15 protein-coding genes are annotated in these 15,174 nt (G+C 62.1%); 8 read left to right on the top strand and 7 right to left on the bottom strand.

Features of this window, described 5'->3' with window-relative positions:
- Positions 1 to 223 precede the first annotated feature (223 nt).
- Positions 224 to 571 carry a DUF6124 family protein gene (locus C9422_RS26755; protein ID WP_116582766.1) on the bottom strand — a complete coding sequence of 116 codons (348 nt, stop codon included), beginning with the start codon at positions 569 to 571 and terminating at the stop codon, positions 224 to 226.
- Between the two features lie 561 nt (positions 572 to 1,132).
- On the opposite strand from C9422_RS26755, the gene C9422_RS26750 reads away from it, so the two are divergent.
- The 6 genes from C9422_RS26750 (at position 1,133) to C9422_RS26720 (ending at position 7,811) form a co-directional block, all read left to right on the top strand.
- Positions 1,133 to 2,248: an ABC transporter ATP-binding protein gene (locus tag C9422_RS26750; RefSeq protein WP_116582765.1), complete on the top strand. Its 1,116-nt coding sequence runs from the start codon at positions 1,133 to 1,135 to the stop codon at positions 2,246 to 2,248.
- 39 nt (positions 2,249 to 2,287) lie between these two features.
- Complete coding sequence (locus C9422_RS26745; RefSeq protein WP_102702570.1) at positions 2,288 to 3,430, top strand: PotD/PotF family extracellular solute-binding protein; 1,143 nt, start codon at positions 2,288 to 2,290, stop codon at positions 3,428 to 3,430.
- Positions 3,431 to 3,461: 31 nt separating this feature from the next.
- Positions 3,462 to 4,379 carry an ABC transporter permease gene (locus tag C9422_RS26740; RefSeq protein ID WP_102702569.1) on the top strand — a complete coding sequence of 306 codons (918 nt, stop codon included), beginning with the start codon at positions 3,462 to 3,464 and terminating at the stop codon, positions 4,377 to 4,379.
- Between the two features lies 1 nt (position 4,380).
- Positions 4,381 to 5,208 (top strand): ABC transporter permease, encoded by an 828-nt coding sequence (locus C9422_RS26735; protein ID WP_104447473.1) that lies wholly within the window; start codon positions 4,381 to 4,383, stop codon positions 5,206 to 5,208.
- The gene (locus C9422_RS26730; protein WP_116582764.1) at positions 5,201 to 6,673 is read left to right on the top strand and encodes an aldehyde dehydrogenase family protein; all 1,473 of its coding nucleotides are present in this window, start codon (positions 5,201 to 5,203) and stop codon (positions 6,671 to 6,673) included. The genes C9422_RS26735 and C9422_RS26730 overlap by 8 nt, the downstream gene beginning before the upstream one ends.
- Before the next feature lie 370 nt (positions 6,674 to 7,043).
- A complete protein-coding gene (locus tag C9422_RS26720) occupies positions 7,044 to 7,811 on the top strand; it encodes a metallophosphoesterase (protein WP_116582763.1) in 768 nt (255 codons plus the stop codon).
- Positions 7,812 to 7,824: 13 nt separating this feature from the next.
- Here C9422_RS26720 and C9422_RS26715 read toward each other — a convergent pair whose 3' ends face one another.
- Entirely contained in the window at positions 7,825 to 8,025 is a 201-nt protein-coding gene (locus C9422_RS26715) for a YbdD/YjiX family protein (protein ID WP_116582762.1), read from the bottom strand.
- A 199-nt stretch (positions 8,026 to 8,224) separates the two neighbouring features.
- Between C9422_RS26715 and C9422_RS26710 the strand changes: the two genes are divergently transcribed.
- On the top strand, positions 8,225 to 9,256 hold the full coding sequence (locus tag C9422_RS26710; RefSeq protein WP_116582761.1) for an NAD(P)-dependent alcohol dehydrogenase: 1,032 nt from the start codon (positions 8,225 to 8,227) through the stop codon (positions 9,254 to 9,256).
- Positions 9,257 to 9,484: 228 nt separating this feature from the next.
- On the opposite strand, the gene C9422_RS26705 is transcribed toward C9422_RS26710, so the two are convergent.
- From C9422_RS26705 to C9422_RS26685, 5 genes are all read right to left on the bottom strand, one after another.
- Complete coding sequence (locus tag C9422_RS26705; protein ID WP_116582760.1) at positions 9,485 to 11,035, bottom strand: glycosyltransferase family 39 protein; 1,551 nt, start codon at positions 11,033 to 11,035, stop codon at positions 9,485 to 9,487.
- 3 nt (positions 11,036 to 11,038) lie between these two features.
- Complete coding sequence (locus C9422_RS26700; protein WP_116582759.1) at positions 11,039 to 11,317, bottom strand: lipid-A-disaccharide synthase N-terminal domain-containing protein; 279 nt, start codon at positions 11,315 to 11,317, stop codon at positions 11,039 to 11,041.
- Positions 11,314 to 12,054, bottom strand: a complete 741-nt coding sequence (locus tag C9422_RS26695; RefSeq protein WP_104447479.1) for a glycosyltransferase family 2 protein — start codon at positions 12,052 to 12,054, stop codon at positions 11,314 to 11,316. The genes C9422_RS26700 and C9422_RS26695 overlap by 4 nt, the downstream gene beginning before the upstream one ends.
- Before the next feature lie 49 nt (positions 12,055 to 12,103).
- A complete protein-coding gene (locus tag C9422_RS26690; RefSeq protein ID WP_116582758.1) occupies positions 12,104 to 13,081 on the bottom strand; it encodes an NAD-dependent epimerase in 978 nt (325 codons plus the stop codon).
- A 199-nt stretch (positions 13,082 to 13,280) separates the two neighbouring features.
- Positions 13,281 to 13,901, bottom strand: a complete 621-nt coding sequence (locus tag C9422_RS26685) for a cell wall hydrolase (RefSeq protein ID WP_116582757.1) — start codon at positions 13,899 to 13,901, stop codon at positions 13,281 to 13,283.
- Between the two features lie 142 nt (positions 13,902 to 14,043).
- On the opposite strand from C9422_RS26685, the gene C9422_RS26680 reads away from it, so the two are divergent.
- The gene (locus C9422_RS26680) at positions 14,044 to 14,895 is read left to right on the top strand and encodes a CAP domain-containing protein (RefSeq protein WP_116582756.1); all 852 of its coding nucleotides are present in this window, start codon (positions 14,044 to 14,046) and stop codon (positions 14,893 to 14,895) included.
- Positions 14,896 to 15,174: the final 279 nt, after the last annotated feature.

Here is a 15,174-nt window from a genome sequence, read left to right as displayed (position 1 = left end):
CACAGGTCTGTCGGTGATCCGGAGATTGTGGTCAGGGCGGATCAAGCTGATCCTGCTCCCCTGGGCTCAAGCTGCAAGCCTGATACCTGTCGGTAAGCAGAAAACCCTGTGGGAGCGGGCTTGCCCGCGATAGCGGCAGCACATTCAACATTGATGTGTCTGACATACCGCCATCGCGAGCAAGCTCGCTCCCACAGGTCTACTGGTGATCTGAAGATTGTGGTCAGGGCGGATCAAGTTGATCCAGTGCGCGGTTCACCGCCAACTCCCCCAACATGATCACCTGCGCGATGCCCAACAGCGCATTGCGGCTCGACCCTTCCAGATGATCCACCAGATCGTTGGCCATGACATTGGCCGACGCCAGCGACTCACAGGCGTGCACCAGCAAGGTCTCGGTATTGAGTTCGGGATTGACGATGAACATCGTGCTGGGTTTGTGAGGGGTGGCCATGATGTGGGGGCCCGGGTTGAGGGCGCGCTCGGCGGCTTCGTGGAGCTTGCTTGAATCGAGGCTTTCGTACGGGGATGCCGGATCGGTGTCCGGCGGGTTGGGTGTGACCTTGAACATAGAATGGACCTCTAGCGCGAATAGTAAGGAGCCATCACCCTCGCTACCAAACGAAGGTGGCGGCCACACGCGGGTTGGTAGACCGGTCGCACTAGAACCCGGCGCCCGCAAGGGAGCCCCGCGCATGGCCACCATATAAAGCACAGTCCAAAAAATGACTGTATTCAGGTGACGTAATGCGCCTAGAACGAACTCGGGCTACCAAACCCGATCACTGTTTTTCAGTGACCGGCAAACGATAAGACCCACGTTCCAGACGCACAAGCCGGCGGATTCTGGCGTACCTGTAGGCAACGACGCAAGGTGGTGTAGCCTTCGCGAAGTAACCCCGGATGTCTTTAAACACGCATCTGCATTTTGTGTAGGAGCGAGCTTGCTCGCGATGGTCGTTAACGATTACGCGGGATGACTGGCTGAACGCAGCGCTCTTGAGTCCATCGCGAGCGAGCTCGCTCCTACAGTAATCTGCTTCTATCCCCGTAGGGATATATACACCGCAAAACCCCCATTGCTAGTTTGGCCACCGACGCACTGATTCATCACTGCAAGGGAGCCCGCCTCGTGAACAACACCCCGCCAAGCGATATCGAATTCTGCAATGTGGTCAAACGCTATGGTGAGGTGCAGGCCGTCAGCGGTCTGGATTTCGCGGTGCGGCGTGGCTCGTTTCATTCCTTTCTCGGCGGCTCGGGCTGTGGCAAGACCACTACCCTGCGCATGATCGCCGGCTTCGAGCAACCCACCAGCGGCGAGGTTCGTCTGGCCGGTAAAAGCGTGGCCGGTGTGCCGGCGTTCGAGCGGCCGGTGAACATGGTGTTCCAGCATTACGCGCTGTTCCCGCACCTGACCGTGGCGCAGAACATTGCCTACGGCCTGCGCTATCGCACACCGCGCCCGGACAAGAAACAGCAACTGCGCATGGCCGATGAAGCGCTGGAAATGGTGCGCCTGAGCGGCTTTGGCCAGCGCAAGCCGAGCGAGCTTTCCGGTGGCCAGCAACAGCGTGTCGCCCTCGCCCGCGCACTGGTCAACAAGCCGACGGTGTTGCTGCTCGACGAGCCGCTGGCCGCGCTGGACCGCAAGCTGCGCAAGGAGATGCAATCGGAACTGCTGCGTTTGCAGCGCGAGGTCGGCATCACCTTCGTGCTGGTCACCCATGATCAGGAAGAAGCCCTGTCGATGAGCGACAGCATCAGCGTGATGCACAACGGTTCGATCATCCAGACCGCCACCCCGGAACAACTCTACGAAGCCCCGGCCAGCCGCTACGTCGCCGACTTTATCGGCGAGTCCAATCTGTTCGACGGCACCGTGCGCCAGCTCAACGGCAATTCGGTGGTGCTGCGTACCGAGCAAGGGCTGGAACTGACCAGCCCGCTGACGCCTACCGGCAAAGGCCTGAGCGCCAACGCCGCCGGTTGCATTGCGGTGCGCCCGGAGCTGATCAGCATCGCCGGCGCCAATGCCGAAATGTGCCGCGAAGTGAAGCTGCCGGGCTGCGTCGAAGACCGCATTTACCTGGGCAATTCCACCGAGTACCGCGTACGCACCCAGGCCTTAGGCGTGGTCTGCGTGCGGGTGCCGCGCCAGCAGGATCACGGCGCCAATGCCTTCGAACACGGCGCAGCGGTTCGCGTCGGCTGGGATCACGCCAATGGCCTGGCCATGGCGTTGTAAATCATCGATTCGTTTCATCAACCGGATGTGGAGCGTGCTATGGACCAGAAGACTTTTATAAAAACCCTGCGCAGCTGGCAGAACGGCTCGATCAGCCGCCGCGAGTTTCTTGGCCGCACCGGCCTTGGCATCGCCGCTGCCGTGGTCGCGACCAACATGCCCGGCCTGCTGACCTCCAGCGCCGAGGCTGCCGAGCAGGCCAAGCTCGGTGATCGCCTGTCGCTGGCGACCTGGCCGAACTACCACAGCCAGGAAAACCTCGACGCCTTCGGCAAGACCACCGGCGCCCGGGTGTCGATGAGCGTGTTCGGTTCCAACGAAGAAATGCTCGCCAAATTGCAGGCCGGCGGCAGTGGCTGGGACGTGCTGGTGCCGACCAACTACACCATCAGCACCTATGTCGGGCTAGGCCTGATCGAACCGCTGGACCTGTCGCGCATTCCCAACTTCGATGCCTCGGCGTTCCAGCAGAAATTCATGGCCCAGGGTACGGTGGACGGCAAGGTCTACGCGGTGCCGAAAAACTGGGGCACTACCGGCATGCTCTACGACACCGGCAAGCTGAAAAACGGCCCGACCAGCTGGAAGGAATTCTGGGTCGCCGCCCAGGGCCCGGCCAGCGGTCGGACGATGGTCCACGACTACCAGTTGACCGCCATCGGCAACGCCCTCAAAAGCTTCGGCTACAGCTTCAACTCCCTGGACCCGAAAGAACTGGCCGATGCGGAAAAGCTGCTGATCGAGGTCAAGCCGCACCTGTTCGCGATCAACTCCGACATTCAGCCGTCGATGCGCAGCGGCGATGCCTGGCTGGCAATGTCGTGGACCGGCGACGCCTCGCAACTGCACCGCGACAACGCGCAAATGCAGTTCGAACTGGGCAAGGAAGGGGGCGAGTTGTGGAGCGACTTCTTCGCGATTCCCAAAAGCTCGGAGCACAAGGACGCCGCCTACGCGTTCATCAACTACCTGCTCGATCCGCAGCACAACAAGCTGGAAGTGCTGAGCCACGGCTACCCGAGCGGCGACAAGCGTGTCGACGCGCTGCTGCCGGTGGCGATGCTCGACGACCCGATCATGTACCCGGCCGCCGAGGCCTTGAGCCCGCTGGAGTTCGGTGCCGCCGCGACGCTGACCAGCCCGGCGCGTGCCGAACTGATGGCGCGTTTCAAGTCCGCCTGATCGCCTGACCATGGCCAATGAGGAGTCATCCATGAATGCCGCCGCCCACCCGCAAACGGTGCAGCCGGGCCATGCCCTGTCGGCCGAGGTTCGCCAACGGCGCAGCCTCGGCCGGCGCATCACCCTGCTGATGCTCTTGCCTTCGACCCTGTGGTTCCTGCTGCTGTTGTTGATGCCGCTGGTGATCATCCTGGTCTTCAGTTTCGGCGAGCGCAGCGCCGTGGGCGGTTATGCCGGTGGCTTCACCCTGGCCAACTACCTGAACCTCGGCTCTCGCGGCGCAGCGTTCAGCAACACGCTGATGCTCGCACCGCTGGGCACTTTGGTGTGCCTGGTGGCGGCCTATCCGCTGGCGTACTTCCTCGCGGTCAAGGTCAGCAGAAACCGTTCGCTGTTGCTGACCCTGGTGATCGTGCCGTTCTGGACCAGTTTTCTGATCCGCACCTATGCGTGGATTTTCATCCTCAGCGGCAAAGGCATTCCGGCGCTGCTGGCCAGCCTGGGGCTTGAGGATGTGCGGCTGATCAACACGCCGTGGGCGGTGCTGATCGGCATCGTCTACGGCTACCTGCCGCTGATGGTGTTCCCGATCTACGTCAGCCTGGAAAAACTCGACAAGCGCCTGCTCGAAGCGTCCGCCGACCTGGGCGCCAGCGCCTTCGAAAGCTTTCGCCGGATCACCCTGCCGCTGTCGGCGCCGGGGATCATCACCGGGGTGATGCTGGTGTTCATCCTGCTGATGGGCGAGTTCCTGATACCGGCCATTCTCGGCGGCGGCAAGGTGTTCTTTGTCGGCAATGCGCTGGTCGACCTGTTCCTGCAATCGCGCAACTGGCCGTTCGGCAGTGCGCTGGCCATGACGCTGGTGGCGATGATGCTGCTGATCATCGGCGTGTATCTGAAACTGGTGGCGCGCTACGGCGGCCGCCCTGCCGATGGAGGCTTGTGACATGTGGCTGCGCAGCTATTCGACATCGCTGTACCTGTTCCTCTACGCGCCGATTGCCTTGATCGTACTGTTCAGCTTCAACGCCGGGCGCAGTGGCCTGGCCTTCCAGTGCTGCTCGGTGCAATGGTTCGGCACCGCGTTCGGCAACCCATTCATCATGGAAGCCCTGGGCAACAGCGCACTCATCGCCGCAAGCTCCGCGGTGATCGCCACGCTGTTCGGCACCCTGGCGGTGTTCGGCTTGCAGCGCTGCGGCGCCAAGGTACGCCTGCTGTTCGATGCGCTGACCTACTGCGCGATTATCGTGCCGGGCATCGTCATCGGCATCTCGACGCTGATCGCCTTCATCAGCCTGTTCGACCTGATCAACCCGCTGCTGGCGAGCTGGCTGCCCACTGTGCCGAAGTTGAACATGGGCTTCTTCACGGTGATCGCCGCGCATTCGCTGTTCACCATGGCCCTGGTGATGGTGATCGTGCGCAGCCGTGTCGATTCCCTCGACAAGGCCCTGCTGGAAGCCTCGGCGGATCTGTACGCGCCACCGATGGACACCTTCTGGCGGGTGACCCTGCCGCAGATCAGCCCGGCGATCATGGCCGGGTTCCTGCTGGCGTTCACCTTCAGCTTCGACGATTTCATCATTGCCTTCTTCGTCGCCGGTTCCGAAACGACGTTGCCGATCTACATCTTTTCCTCCATCCGCCGCGGCGTGACGCCGGAGATCAACGCGATTTCCACGGTGATCATCTGCGTGTCGCTGGCCCTGCTGTTCACTTCCCGCCATCTGCAAAACCGCCGCACCGGCGTCCAGGAGTCGCACCATGCGTGATCAGCTCTACATCAACGGCGAATGGGTCAGCCCGGACCTGGGCGGCTATCTGGACGTGATCGATCCGGCCACCGAACAAGTCTTCCACCGGGTGGCAGCGGGGACTGAGGAAGATGTCGACCATGCCGTGCGCGCGGCGCGCTGGGCCTTCGACAACGGTTGGGGTCAGACCAGCGGCGCCGAGCGTGCGCAGTGGCTGGAGACATTGGCCGATGAACTGGAAGCCGGCAAACAGGCACTGGCGGAACTGGAAGTGCGCGACAACGGCAAACCGCTGCCCGAAGCCCAGTGGGACATCGGCGATGCCATTGCCTGCTTCCGTTACTACGCCGGTCTGGCCCGCGATCTGGACCAGCAACAGGATCAGCCGCTGGCCTTGTCGGACGAGCGTTTCCGCTGCCGCATCCGCCACGAGCCGATTGGCGTGGCCGGGCAGATCATCCCCTGGAACTACCCGCTGCTGATGGCCGCGTGGAAGGTGGCGCCAGCCTTGGCCGCCGGGGCCACGGTGGTGTTGAAACCGTCCGAGCTGACGCCGCTGACCGCCCTGGAACTGGCCGCCGCCGCCGATCGTATCGGCCTGCCTGCGGGGGTATTGAACCTGGTCACCGGCCTGGGCGCCGACGCCGGCAGCCCGCTCACCGAGCATCCGGGCGTGGACAAGCTGGCCTTCACCGGCAGCGTGCCCACCGGGGCGAAAATCATGTCGGCGGCAGCGCGGGACATCAAGAACGTCAGCCTGGAACTGGGTGGCAAGTCGGCCTTCATCGTCTTCGATGACGCCGATGTCGACGCCGCCGTGGAGTGGATTCTGTTCGGGATCTTCTGGAACCAGGGCCAGGTGTGCAGCGCCACATCACGCCTGCTGGTGCAGGAATCCATCGCCCCGCGCCTGATCGAACGGCTGGTGGAAGAAACTCGCAAGATCAGTATCGGCCCCGGTATGCAGCCCGGGGTTCTGCTGGGGCCGCTGGTCAGCCAGGGCCAGTACGACAAGGTGCTCGGTTTCATCGACCAAGGCCTGGCCAGTGGTGCCCGTTTGCTCACCGGCGGACGGCGACCGACGCATCTGGCTGAAGGGTATTTCATCGAGCCGGCGATCTTCGATGAGCCCGGCCACAGCAGCATTCTGTGGCGCGAAGAAGTGTTCGGCCCGGTGCTGTGCATCAAGCGTTTCAAGACCGAAGAGCAAGCCGTGCAAATGGCCAACGCCAGCCGCTTCGGCCTGGCCGCTGCCGTGATGAGCGCCGACCTGCAGCGCACCGCCCGGGTCGCCAACCAGCTGCGCGCCGGGATCGTCTGGGTCAACTGCTCGCAACCGACCTTCGTCGAAGCACCCTGGGGCGGCATGAAACACAGCGGCATCGGCCGGGAACTGGGGCAATGGGGGTTGCATAATTATCTGGAGGTCAAGCAGGTGACCGAGTACGTCAGTGACCAGCCGTGGGGGTGGTATTTGAAGTAAACAGGTCAACTGTGGGAGCGGGCTTGCTCGCGAAGGGGGCGGCACTTCCAAAAAGGATGGCACCTGACACGCCGCTTTCGCGGGCAAGCCCGCTCCCACAGGGATTGTGGCCAGCCGTGGGGTTGGCGTTCACTGAAGATCAGAATTGTGGGAGCGAGCCTGCTCGCGAAAGCGGAAGGTCAGTCGACATCTCTGTTGGATGTGCCGGCCTCTTCGCGAGCAGGCTCGCTCCCACAATGGATCGGCGGCGAGCACGGCATTGGCGTACATCCGTTCCCGCCATTTTTTTGCTGACCAGCAGGCTTGTGACTGCGGGCTAACAACAGGTAATTTGAACGGCCTGCCCTCCAAGCCACGCCGGAGTTGATCCATGCGCATCGCCTTGCTGTCCGACATGCACCTGTCCGTCAACGCGGTCCCGTTTCCTGCCGTGGAGGCCGATATTGTCGTGCTCGCCGGGGACATCGCGCGCCCCGCCAAGGCCATCGAGTGGGCCAGGGCGTGCCCGGTTCCGCTGCTGTACGTGGCGGGCAATCATGAGTTCTATGGCAGTGACCTGGTCTCCACCTACGAACAGTTGAACAGCCTGGCGCAAGGCACGCAGATCCACGTGCTGGAACGTTCGGAGTACGTCCACGACGGCGTGCGTTTTCTCGGTTGCACCTTGTGGTCTGACTATCGCCTGCTCGACAGCCCCGAGGATCGAGCGCTGGGTATCAACCTGGCGACTCAGCTGATCCGTGACTTCAGCCACATCAAGATCGCCCCCGACTTTCCCGACCTGTTCACGCCGGCCACTTCCCAACTGGTGTTTCTGCAGACGGTCGCCTGGCTGCAAGACTGCTTCGCCCGCGACAGCCGCACGCCCACGGTGGTGGTTTCCCATTTCGCCCCGACCCGCTCGAGCATCAGCCCGACCTTTGCCGGTTCGCCTATCAACTCGAGTTTTGTCTCGGACCTCGAAGCGCGGATCAAGGACTGGCAGCCGGCACTGTGGCTACATGGACACACCCATGGCAGTTTTGATTATCGAGTGGGCAATACCCGCGTGGTCTGCAACCCACGGGGCTATGCCAAGAACGGCATCAACGAAAACCCCGACTTCGATGATGCCTTCGTGATCGATCTGGATTTCTGAGGTAGCCCTCGAGTCAGCAGCACCGCGTATTGCATTTCCCCCGGCCAAAACGCGCTTCCTGACGTTCGCGGAAAAACATCTCATAACTCATCACTGGCTCACCCGGACGATTGCGGGCCATTTGTGCCACGTAGTTGTCGTACTCGGGAACGCCGACCATCAATCGGGCGCTCTGGCTGAACATTCTGGCGACCTGCTGCAGTTTGCCGAACATGGCGGATCTCTCTGTTGTCGTGGGACCTGGCCCATGAAACCGCGCTCATGTATCGGTATTGTGTCCGAATCGGGCGCCTTTGTATTTTCAAGTATCCAGGCACACGCCCGATGGACCGCCGGCAACCCGCTACACTTTCCTCGCTCCGCCGCTGCACCCGAGCGGCCACGACCACTGACTTCTGATCTGGAGGTATCCCATGAGCGACAGCAGCGAACTCACCACCTTTACCGGCTGGGCCGCCACGGCAGCAGGCGCACCACTGGAGCGATACAGCTACGATCCCGGTCCGTTGGGCAACGATGAGGTGGAAGTCGCCGTGGAGTATTGCGGCGTCTGCCACTCCGACCAGTCGCTGATCGACGACGATTGGGGTATCAGCCGCTACCCGTTCATTCCCGGCCATGAGGTGGTCGGCCGTATCGTGCGCATGGGCGCCCAGGTGCGTGGACTGGAAATGGGGCAACGGGTGGGCATCGGCTGGTACAAGGGCAGTTGCATGCATTGCACGTCCTGTATCGAAGGCTCGCATAACCTGTGCAGCACGGTGCAACCGACCATCATCGGCAGCAACGGCGGCTTTGCCGACCGCGTCCGCTCGCACTGGGCCTGGGCCCTGCCGATCCCGGCGGGGCTCGATCCGGCGATGGCCGGGCCGTTGTTCTGTGCCGGCTCGACCGTGTTCAACCCGCTGGTGGAATTCGGCATCAAGCCCACTGACCGGGTCGGCGTGGTGGGCATCGGCGGCCTTGGTCACCTGGCGCTGCGTTTTCTCAACGCCTGGGGCTGCGAAGTCACGGCATTCACCTCATCGCTGAGCAAGCAGGACGAAGCCAGGCGCCTGGGCGCACACAAGGTGGTCGCCTCGACCGACTCCGATGCGCTCAACGCCATTGCCGGCACCCTGGATTTTCTCCTGGTCACCGCCAACGCCAATCTCGACTGGACCGCCATGCTCGCCACCCTGCGCGGCAAGGGGCGCCTGCACTTTGTCGGCGTCGTGCCCGACGCCATTCCGGTGCACGTGTTCAACCTGATTCCCCAGCAAAAAACCATGTCTGCCTCACCGGTCGGTTCACCCGCCAACACCGCGGCCATGCTGGAATTCTGCGCCCGCCACCAGATCCTGCCGCAGGTCGAGATGTTTCCCATGAGCCGGATCAACGAGGCCATCGATCACTTGCGCAGCGGCAAGGCGCGCTACCGCGTGGTGCTGGACGCCAGCCAGTGACAGATGACGAACGATGAAGCCCCCTGTGGGAGCTGGCTTGCCTGCGATGGTCGTCAACGATAACGCGTGCGAACCGGATGAACGCGGTCCCCTGTAGGAGCTGGCTTGCCAGCGATGGTGGTCAACGATAACGCGTGCAATCTGGATAAACGCGGCGCACTGGAGTCCATCGCCAGCAGGCTGGCTCCTACAGGTTCCCGGGACTGGGTGAAGGCCCCGGTTTTGTCTTCAGGGATTGGCTACCTGCGCCGGCACCACTGCCATGTGCGGGTCGTTCCAGCTGAACCGATAGGCTTTGCCGGTTTCTGGCGGCTGGCATTTGCCGTTGTCGGCATCCACGCCCACGATCGACCAGTTCGCCCGTGAGTTTTCGCCCAGTTCACGGGCCGCTTCGGCTTTGAAACACTGGCTCAAAACATCATCCGGCACCAAGGCGTAGGCCTTGGGGTGTTCGCGCAGATACAGCGCGGCCTTCTCGATGGACGAATTATCCATGCCGAAATGCACGATCGGCTGGCGGGCGAACAACCAGTGCCCCTCCTCCCAGTTGACCAGCACCAGATCGGCGCTCTGGGTCATGCTCGCCGCCTGCGCCATCAGCACCTGATCGATGTTGGTGCCGTCCTTGAGCGGTTCGATGAAACCCCGGGCGAACCACAGCGCAAACCAGGTTGCCACCAGTGCCGGGAACACTTGACGCAAACGCGGGTGCTTTTTGAACCAGCGCTTGAGCAGCCACGGAATCAGCGGTGCGGCGACCAGCACCAGCCCGGGCAGCGCCGGGTAGATGTACAACTTGCGCTTGCCCGTGCTGATGCAGAAAAACAGCACCACCAGCACCACCCAACCGAGCAACACGAGGACCCGGCCGTCACGCTTTTGCAACTGACGGCGCCAGGCCGGCACCAGCCATGGCAGCACCAGCACCAACGGCAGCCAGTACTGCGGAATCACGTTGGTAAAGAAGTACCAGAACGGTTCGCGGTGATGCCACGCAGCGGCATAGCGGCCTGCGGTCTGGTGCAGGAGGATCTCCCGCGCATAGGCAATTTCATCGGCGCTGCCATTGAAGGCGATGGCTAATGCCAGGGGCAACAGCCAGATCGCAATCGCCGCGAGCATCACGGCCAACCCCAGCAACCACTTGCGGGCCTCGCCAGGCATGGCCACCACACCGGGCCAGTCCTTGCGCACCGCATAGGCGTAAGGGATCAGCAACAGCGCCGGCAAAAAACCCACGCCTTTGGTGATCACGCCAATGCCCATGGCCGCGCAGCCAGCGTAAAACCAGCGCCACGCCGGGCCGATCAGCAGGTGCCGCGCCAGACCGTAGAGGCCAAGCGAAGTGAACAGAATCAAAAAGCTGTCGATCTGGCCGGTGCGCAGGATGCTGTAGGTCTGGTAGGTCGCCAGGTACAGCAGCGCGGCGTTGCGCCCGATACGCTGGGTCCACAGGCGACGGCCCAGGTCATAGACCATCGCCGTGACCGTCACGGCCGAAAACAGTCCCGGCAGGTAGAGCGCGATGTTGGGCTTGCCGGTCAGCCAGGTGAAGAACGCCACCGTCCACATGAAAATCGGCGGTTTGTCGCCGTAGATCTCGGCGGCACGGTGCGGGATCAACCACGAGCCGTTCTGCAGCATCTCCAGGGCGACGCCGAGGAAGCGCTCCTCATCCACGTTCTGTGCCTGGCGTAGCCCCAGCCCCGCGCCGATCAACAACAGGGCAAGCAGCATCAGCCCCAGGCACTCGACCCGGGGCGACAACGATCTACGCATGGTTTATTCCTTCACGCTGCGGCTTTTGGCAATCAATTGCAGGTTGCGAAAATAGACGATGGAGCCAAAGGCCTGCCCGGCAATGAACACCGGATCCTGACGGTAGATGGCGTAGGCCAGCAGCAAGGAGCTGCCAACGATGCTCAGGTACCAGAAGCTGGTCGGGATCACGCTGCGCTTTTTGTACTCGCTGTACAGCCACTGCAGGACAAACCGCCCGGTAAAGGCGATCTGACCAACAAAACCGACCACCAGCCACAGGGTTTCACGGGTCAGCATCATCCTTCGAGCTCCTGGGCAATGGTGTTCAGCCGCGTGCGCTTGATCAGCCACCAGACACCGATCAGGTCAAGAATGCCGACCAGTGCGCGGTCGAGGTTGCCGTATTTCGAGACCCCGGCCGTGCGCGGCCGGTGGTTGACCGGGTGCACGATCATGCGCCCGTTGTGACGCTGGATCAGCGCCGGAATGAAGCGGTGCATGTGGTCGAAGTACGGCAGGCGCAGGAACGCCGCGCGCTCGATCAGCTTCAGGCCGCAACCGGTGTCCGGGGTGGCGTCCTTGAGCAGGCGGCGGCGCAGGTTGTTGGCGAACCGCGAGGCGTAGCGTTTGCTCGCAGTGTCGCGGCGATTGACCCGGTGCCCGGCGACCAGTTGCACATCGACCTTGCCTGGTTCGCCGCGCACCAGCGCCAGCATGCCGGGAATGTCCGCCGGGTCATTCTGGCCGTCGCCATCGAGGGTCGCCAGCCATTGCCCGCGGGCCTCGCGGGCGGCGTGATACAGCGAAGTGCTCTGCCCCAGCGACCGCTCGTGATGGAGGATGCGCAGGGTGTTCAAGCCATCGTGGCGGATCTGCCGCAGTTCCTGCAGGGTCGCATCGGTGCTGCCATCGTCGACGACGATGATTTCGTACGACTCATGGGCCAACGCCACGCGGATTTCCTCAAGCAGCGGTTTGAGGTTGTTCGCTTCGTTCTTGGCGGGAATCAGTACGGATACAAAAATGTCTTGGCTCATGGGGTCCCTCTCGCCTTTTATGATTTTTTCGAGATCAGAGGCGAACGCTTCAAATCCGGTAGAACTGCCGATACCACCGCACAAATTCTGCGACGCCGGTTTCCAGCGTCACCTGCGGGCTGAAGCCCACCCACTCGGCCAGTGCCGAGACATCGGCCCAGGTCTTGACCACATCACCGGCCTGCATCGGCAGGTAGTTGCGTCGGGCCTGCAGATGCAGGGCCGACTCCAGGCACTCGACGAAATCCAGCAACGCCACCGGTTTGCCACGCCCGATGTTGAAGAGCCGGTTGACGCCAGCGGCGCCGCCTTCCGGCACCGGAGGCTTTGGACGCAGTCGGGCGATGCCTTCGACAATGTCGTCGACGTAGGTAAAGTCGCGCGACATCTGGCCCTGGTTGTAAATGTCGATGGGCAGGCCTTTGAGGATGGCGTCGGTAAACTTGAACAGCGCCATGTCCGGGCGGCCCCACGGGCCGTAGACGGTAAAAAAGCGCAGGCCACTGGCTTTCAAGCCATACAAATGGCAGTAACTTTCGGCCAACAGTTCATTGGCACGCTTACTGGCGGCGTACAGCGATACGGGATGTTCGACAGGGTCCTCGACACTGAACGGCATCTTGCTGTTGGTGCCGTACACCGAACTGCTCGAGGCGTAGATCAGGTGCTCGGGGCGATGGTGCCGACAGGCTTCCAGCACATTGAGAAAACCCACCAGGTTCGACTGGGCATAGACATCCGGGTTGTCCAGCGAATATCGCACCCCGGCTTGCGCCGCCAGGTGCACCACCTCGGTAAAACCATGGTCGCGGAACAGGTCCATCAGGGCCGGTTTGTCGACGATGTCCAGTTTCCGGAAGCGAAAACCCGGCAAAGTCTCCAGCACCTTGAGACGTGCGTGCTTGAGTTCCACGTCGTAGTAGTCGTTGAGGTTGTCGATACCGACGACGTCCTGACCCTCGCGGCACAAGCGCTGGATCGTATGAAAACCGATGAAACCGGCGGCACCGGTGACCAGGACGGTCATGGCAGGCACGCCGTCGACAGCGCCTTGATCGGCGCGAGATTACTGATCCAGACCCTCATCCGCTGCATGTGTAGTTCCTGCTTATCGCGTCATTCGCGCACGGTTACGTTATGAAGCTTATAAAACAGAAACATTTCAGTTTCGATAACACCTCGCGCGACTTTAAAAAAAATAAAATATTTGGCCGAAATCACCGCTGCTATCTGGCCGATCCGTCATGGGGTTTGTAAAAGCGGAACAAGCCGATATCCACGGTCTTGATGTATTCCCTGGCCCAATCCGGCTTGACCGTACGGTCATGGAAATACAAGGCACCCTGGGTGCGATCCGGCAACTCCTTGTTCAGGGCCTTGCGCGCGATTTCCTTGGCCATCGCATACGGCACCTCCTCCTGGACCGAATCGGATTTTCCGTCACACCACCAGGAGAACTGACAGCTCTTGGTTTCCGATCCCTGCTTGACCACCTTGCACACCGTGTCCGGAAAGCCCTCGTGACCCAGGCGATTCATGACCACATTGGCCACCGCCTCCATGTCGGCAGCGTCCTTGCCCTTGGCTTCCCAGTAAATGGAACGGGCCAGGCACGTGATCGCATCGTCCAGCGGTGCGGCACCCGCCGGGTCAACGGCCTGGACCTCGGACTGGGTAATGGCTTCGACCTTGGGTTCCGTTGCGGGGTTTTTATTCTCGGCAGCCTTCTGTTCCAGCACCTCGGCCTTGTTCTCGGCCGATTCCTTTTTTTGCTCTTGATCCGTAGCCGATACCGGGCCGGCAAGCAGCGTGAGGGCAAGGCAGGTGGCGATCCAGTCGAGGCGCATGGTCGGTGTCACTCGGTGAGCGATTCGATTCAGTGTAGTAGTGAAATGATTTCGCTTACACCACTACACTCTGGATAAATCCGTTGTCCTGGATGGGTCAACTTCGCGCATCATGGGTGCCATCTGCTCAAGGGGGATTTTCATGGGATTCATCTCATCCGCAATGCGCCTGGCCGGTTTGTCACTGGGCCTGGTATGTGCCGCCAACGCCATGGCGGCGGACGAAGCGCAATTGATCGAATCGATCAACCTCTACCGCAGCCAACTGCAGCGCTGTGCCGGCCAGGTGTCATCGGAACTGCCGCCGCTGTCGGCCGACCCGCGCCTGGTGCTGAGCGCCCCGAGCATCGGTGATCTGCAACAGGCCATGGCCGCTGCCGGTTATCCGATGAAAAACGTGCAGGCCATCAGCCTGTCCGGACCTCGCGATGCAGCCGCGGCGATGAAGGCGATCCAGGAGAGTTTTTGCCAGATCGTCCTCGACCCGCAATTCGTAGATGTCGGCGTCTTCCGCCAGGACCGGCAATGGCGCATCGTGGTCGCTCGGCCATTGTTGAGCGCAAGCCTGGGCGACGCGCAGACCGAAGGCCAGAAGCTGCTCACCGAACTCAACGCCGCACGCACCCGCCCACGCCAGTGCGGCGCGCAATCCTTCGCCGCCGCGCCGCCGCTGGCCTGGAACGCCACACTGGCCAGCGCCGCCGAAGGCAACTCGCGCTCCATGGCCAACAACAACTACTTCGACCACAAGGACCGCGATGGCCGCACTCCGGGCGACCGCGCGGAACTGGCCGGCTACGACTTCCAGCAGATCGGCGAAAACATCGCCGCCGGGCAAGACACCGCGCACAAGGTGGTCGAAGGCTGGCTGACCAGCCCCGGCCACTGCGCCAACCTGATGAACCCGCAGTTCCGCGAACTGGGCGCGGCGTATGCGACCGATCCGAAGAGCGATGCGGGGATTTACTGGACGGCGATGTTTGGGGCGCAGTAAGAACTGAACCTGGCACGAACAATGTGGCGAGGGAGCTTGCTCCCGCTGGGCTGCGAAGCGGCCCCAAAAAAGGGCCTGCTGCGCAGTCCAGCGGGAGCAAGCTCCCTCGCCACAGGTAATTCATCACTCCTGTTATTTCCGTGTTTTTGCAACGTGCATCAGTGACTACTCATCCCCGCCGCCTGCATCAACCCCCGCAACCGCCCCCCCCCCACCCCCCCCCCCCGAAAACCACCCCCACCCGAAGAAAACCGCCCCCCCCCAGTGCGGGGGGGTAGG

This window comes from Pseudomonas sp. B1(2018) (assembly GCF_003097365.1).
GTDB lineage: Bacteria > Pseudomonadota > Gammaproteobacteria > Pseudomonadales > Pseudomonadaceae > Aquipseudomonas > Aquipseudomonas laurylsulfatiphila.
The sequence above is the reverse complement of the archived record's forward strand: the minus strand, read 5'-3'. Positions and strand labels throughout refer to the sequence as shown.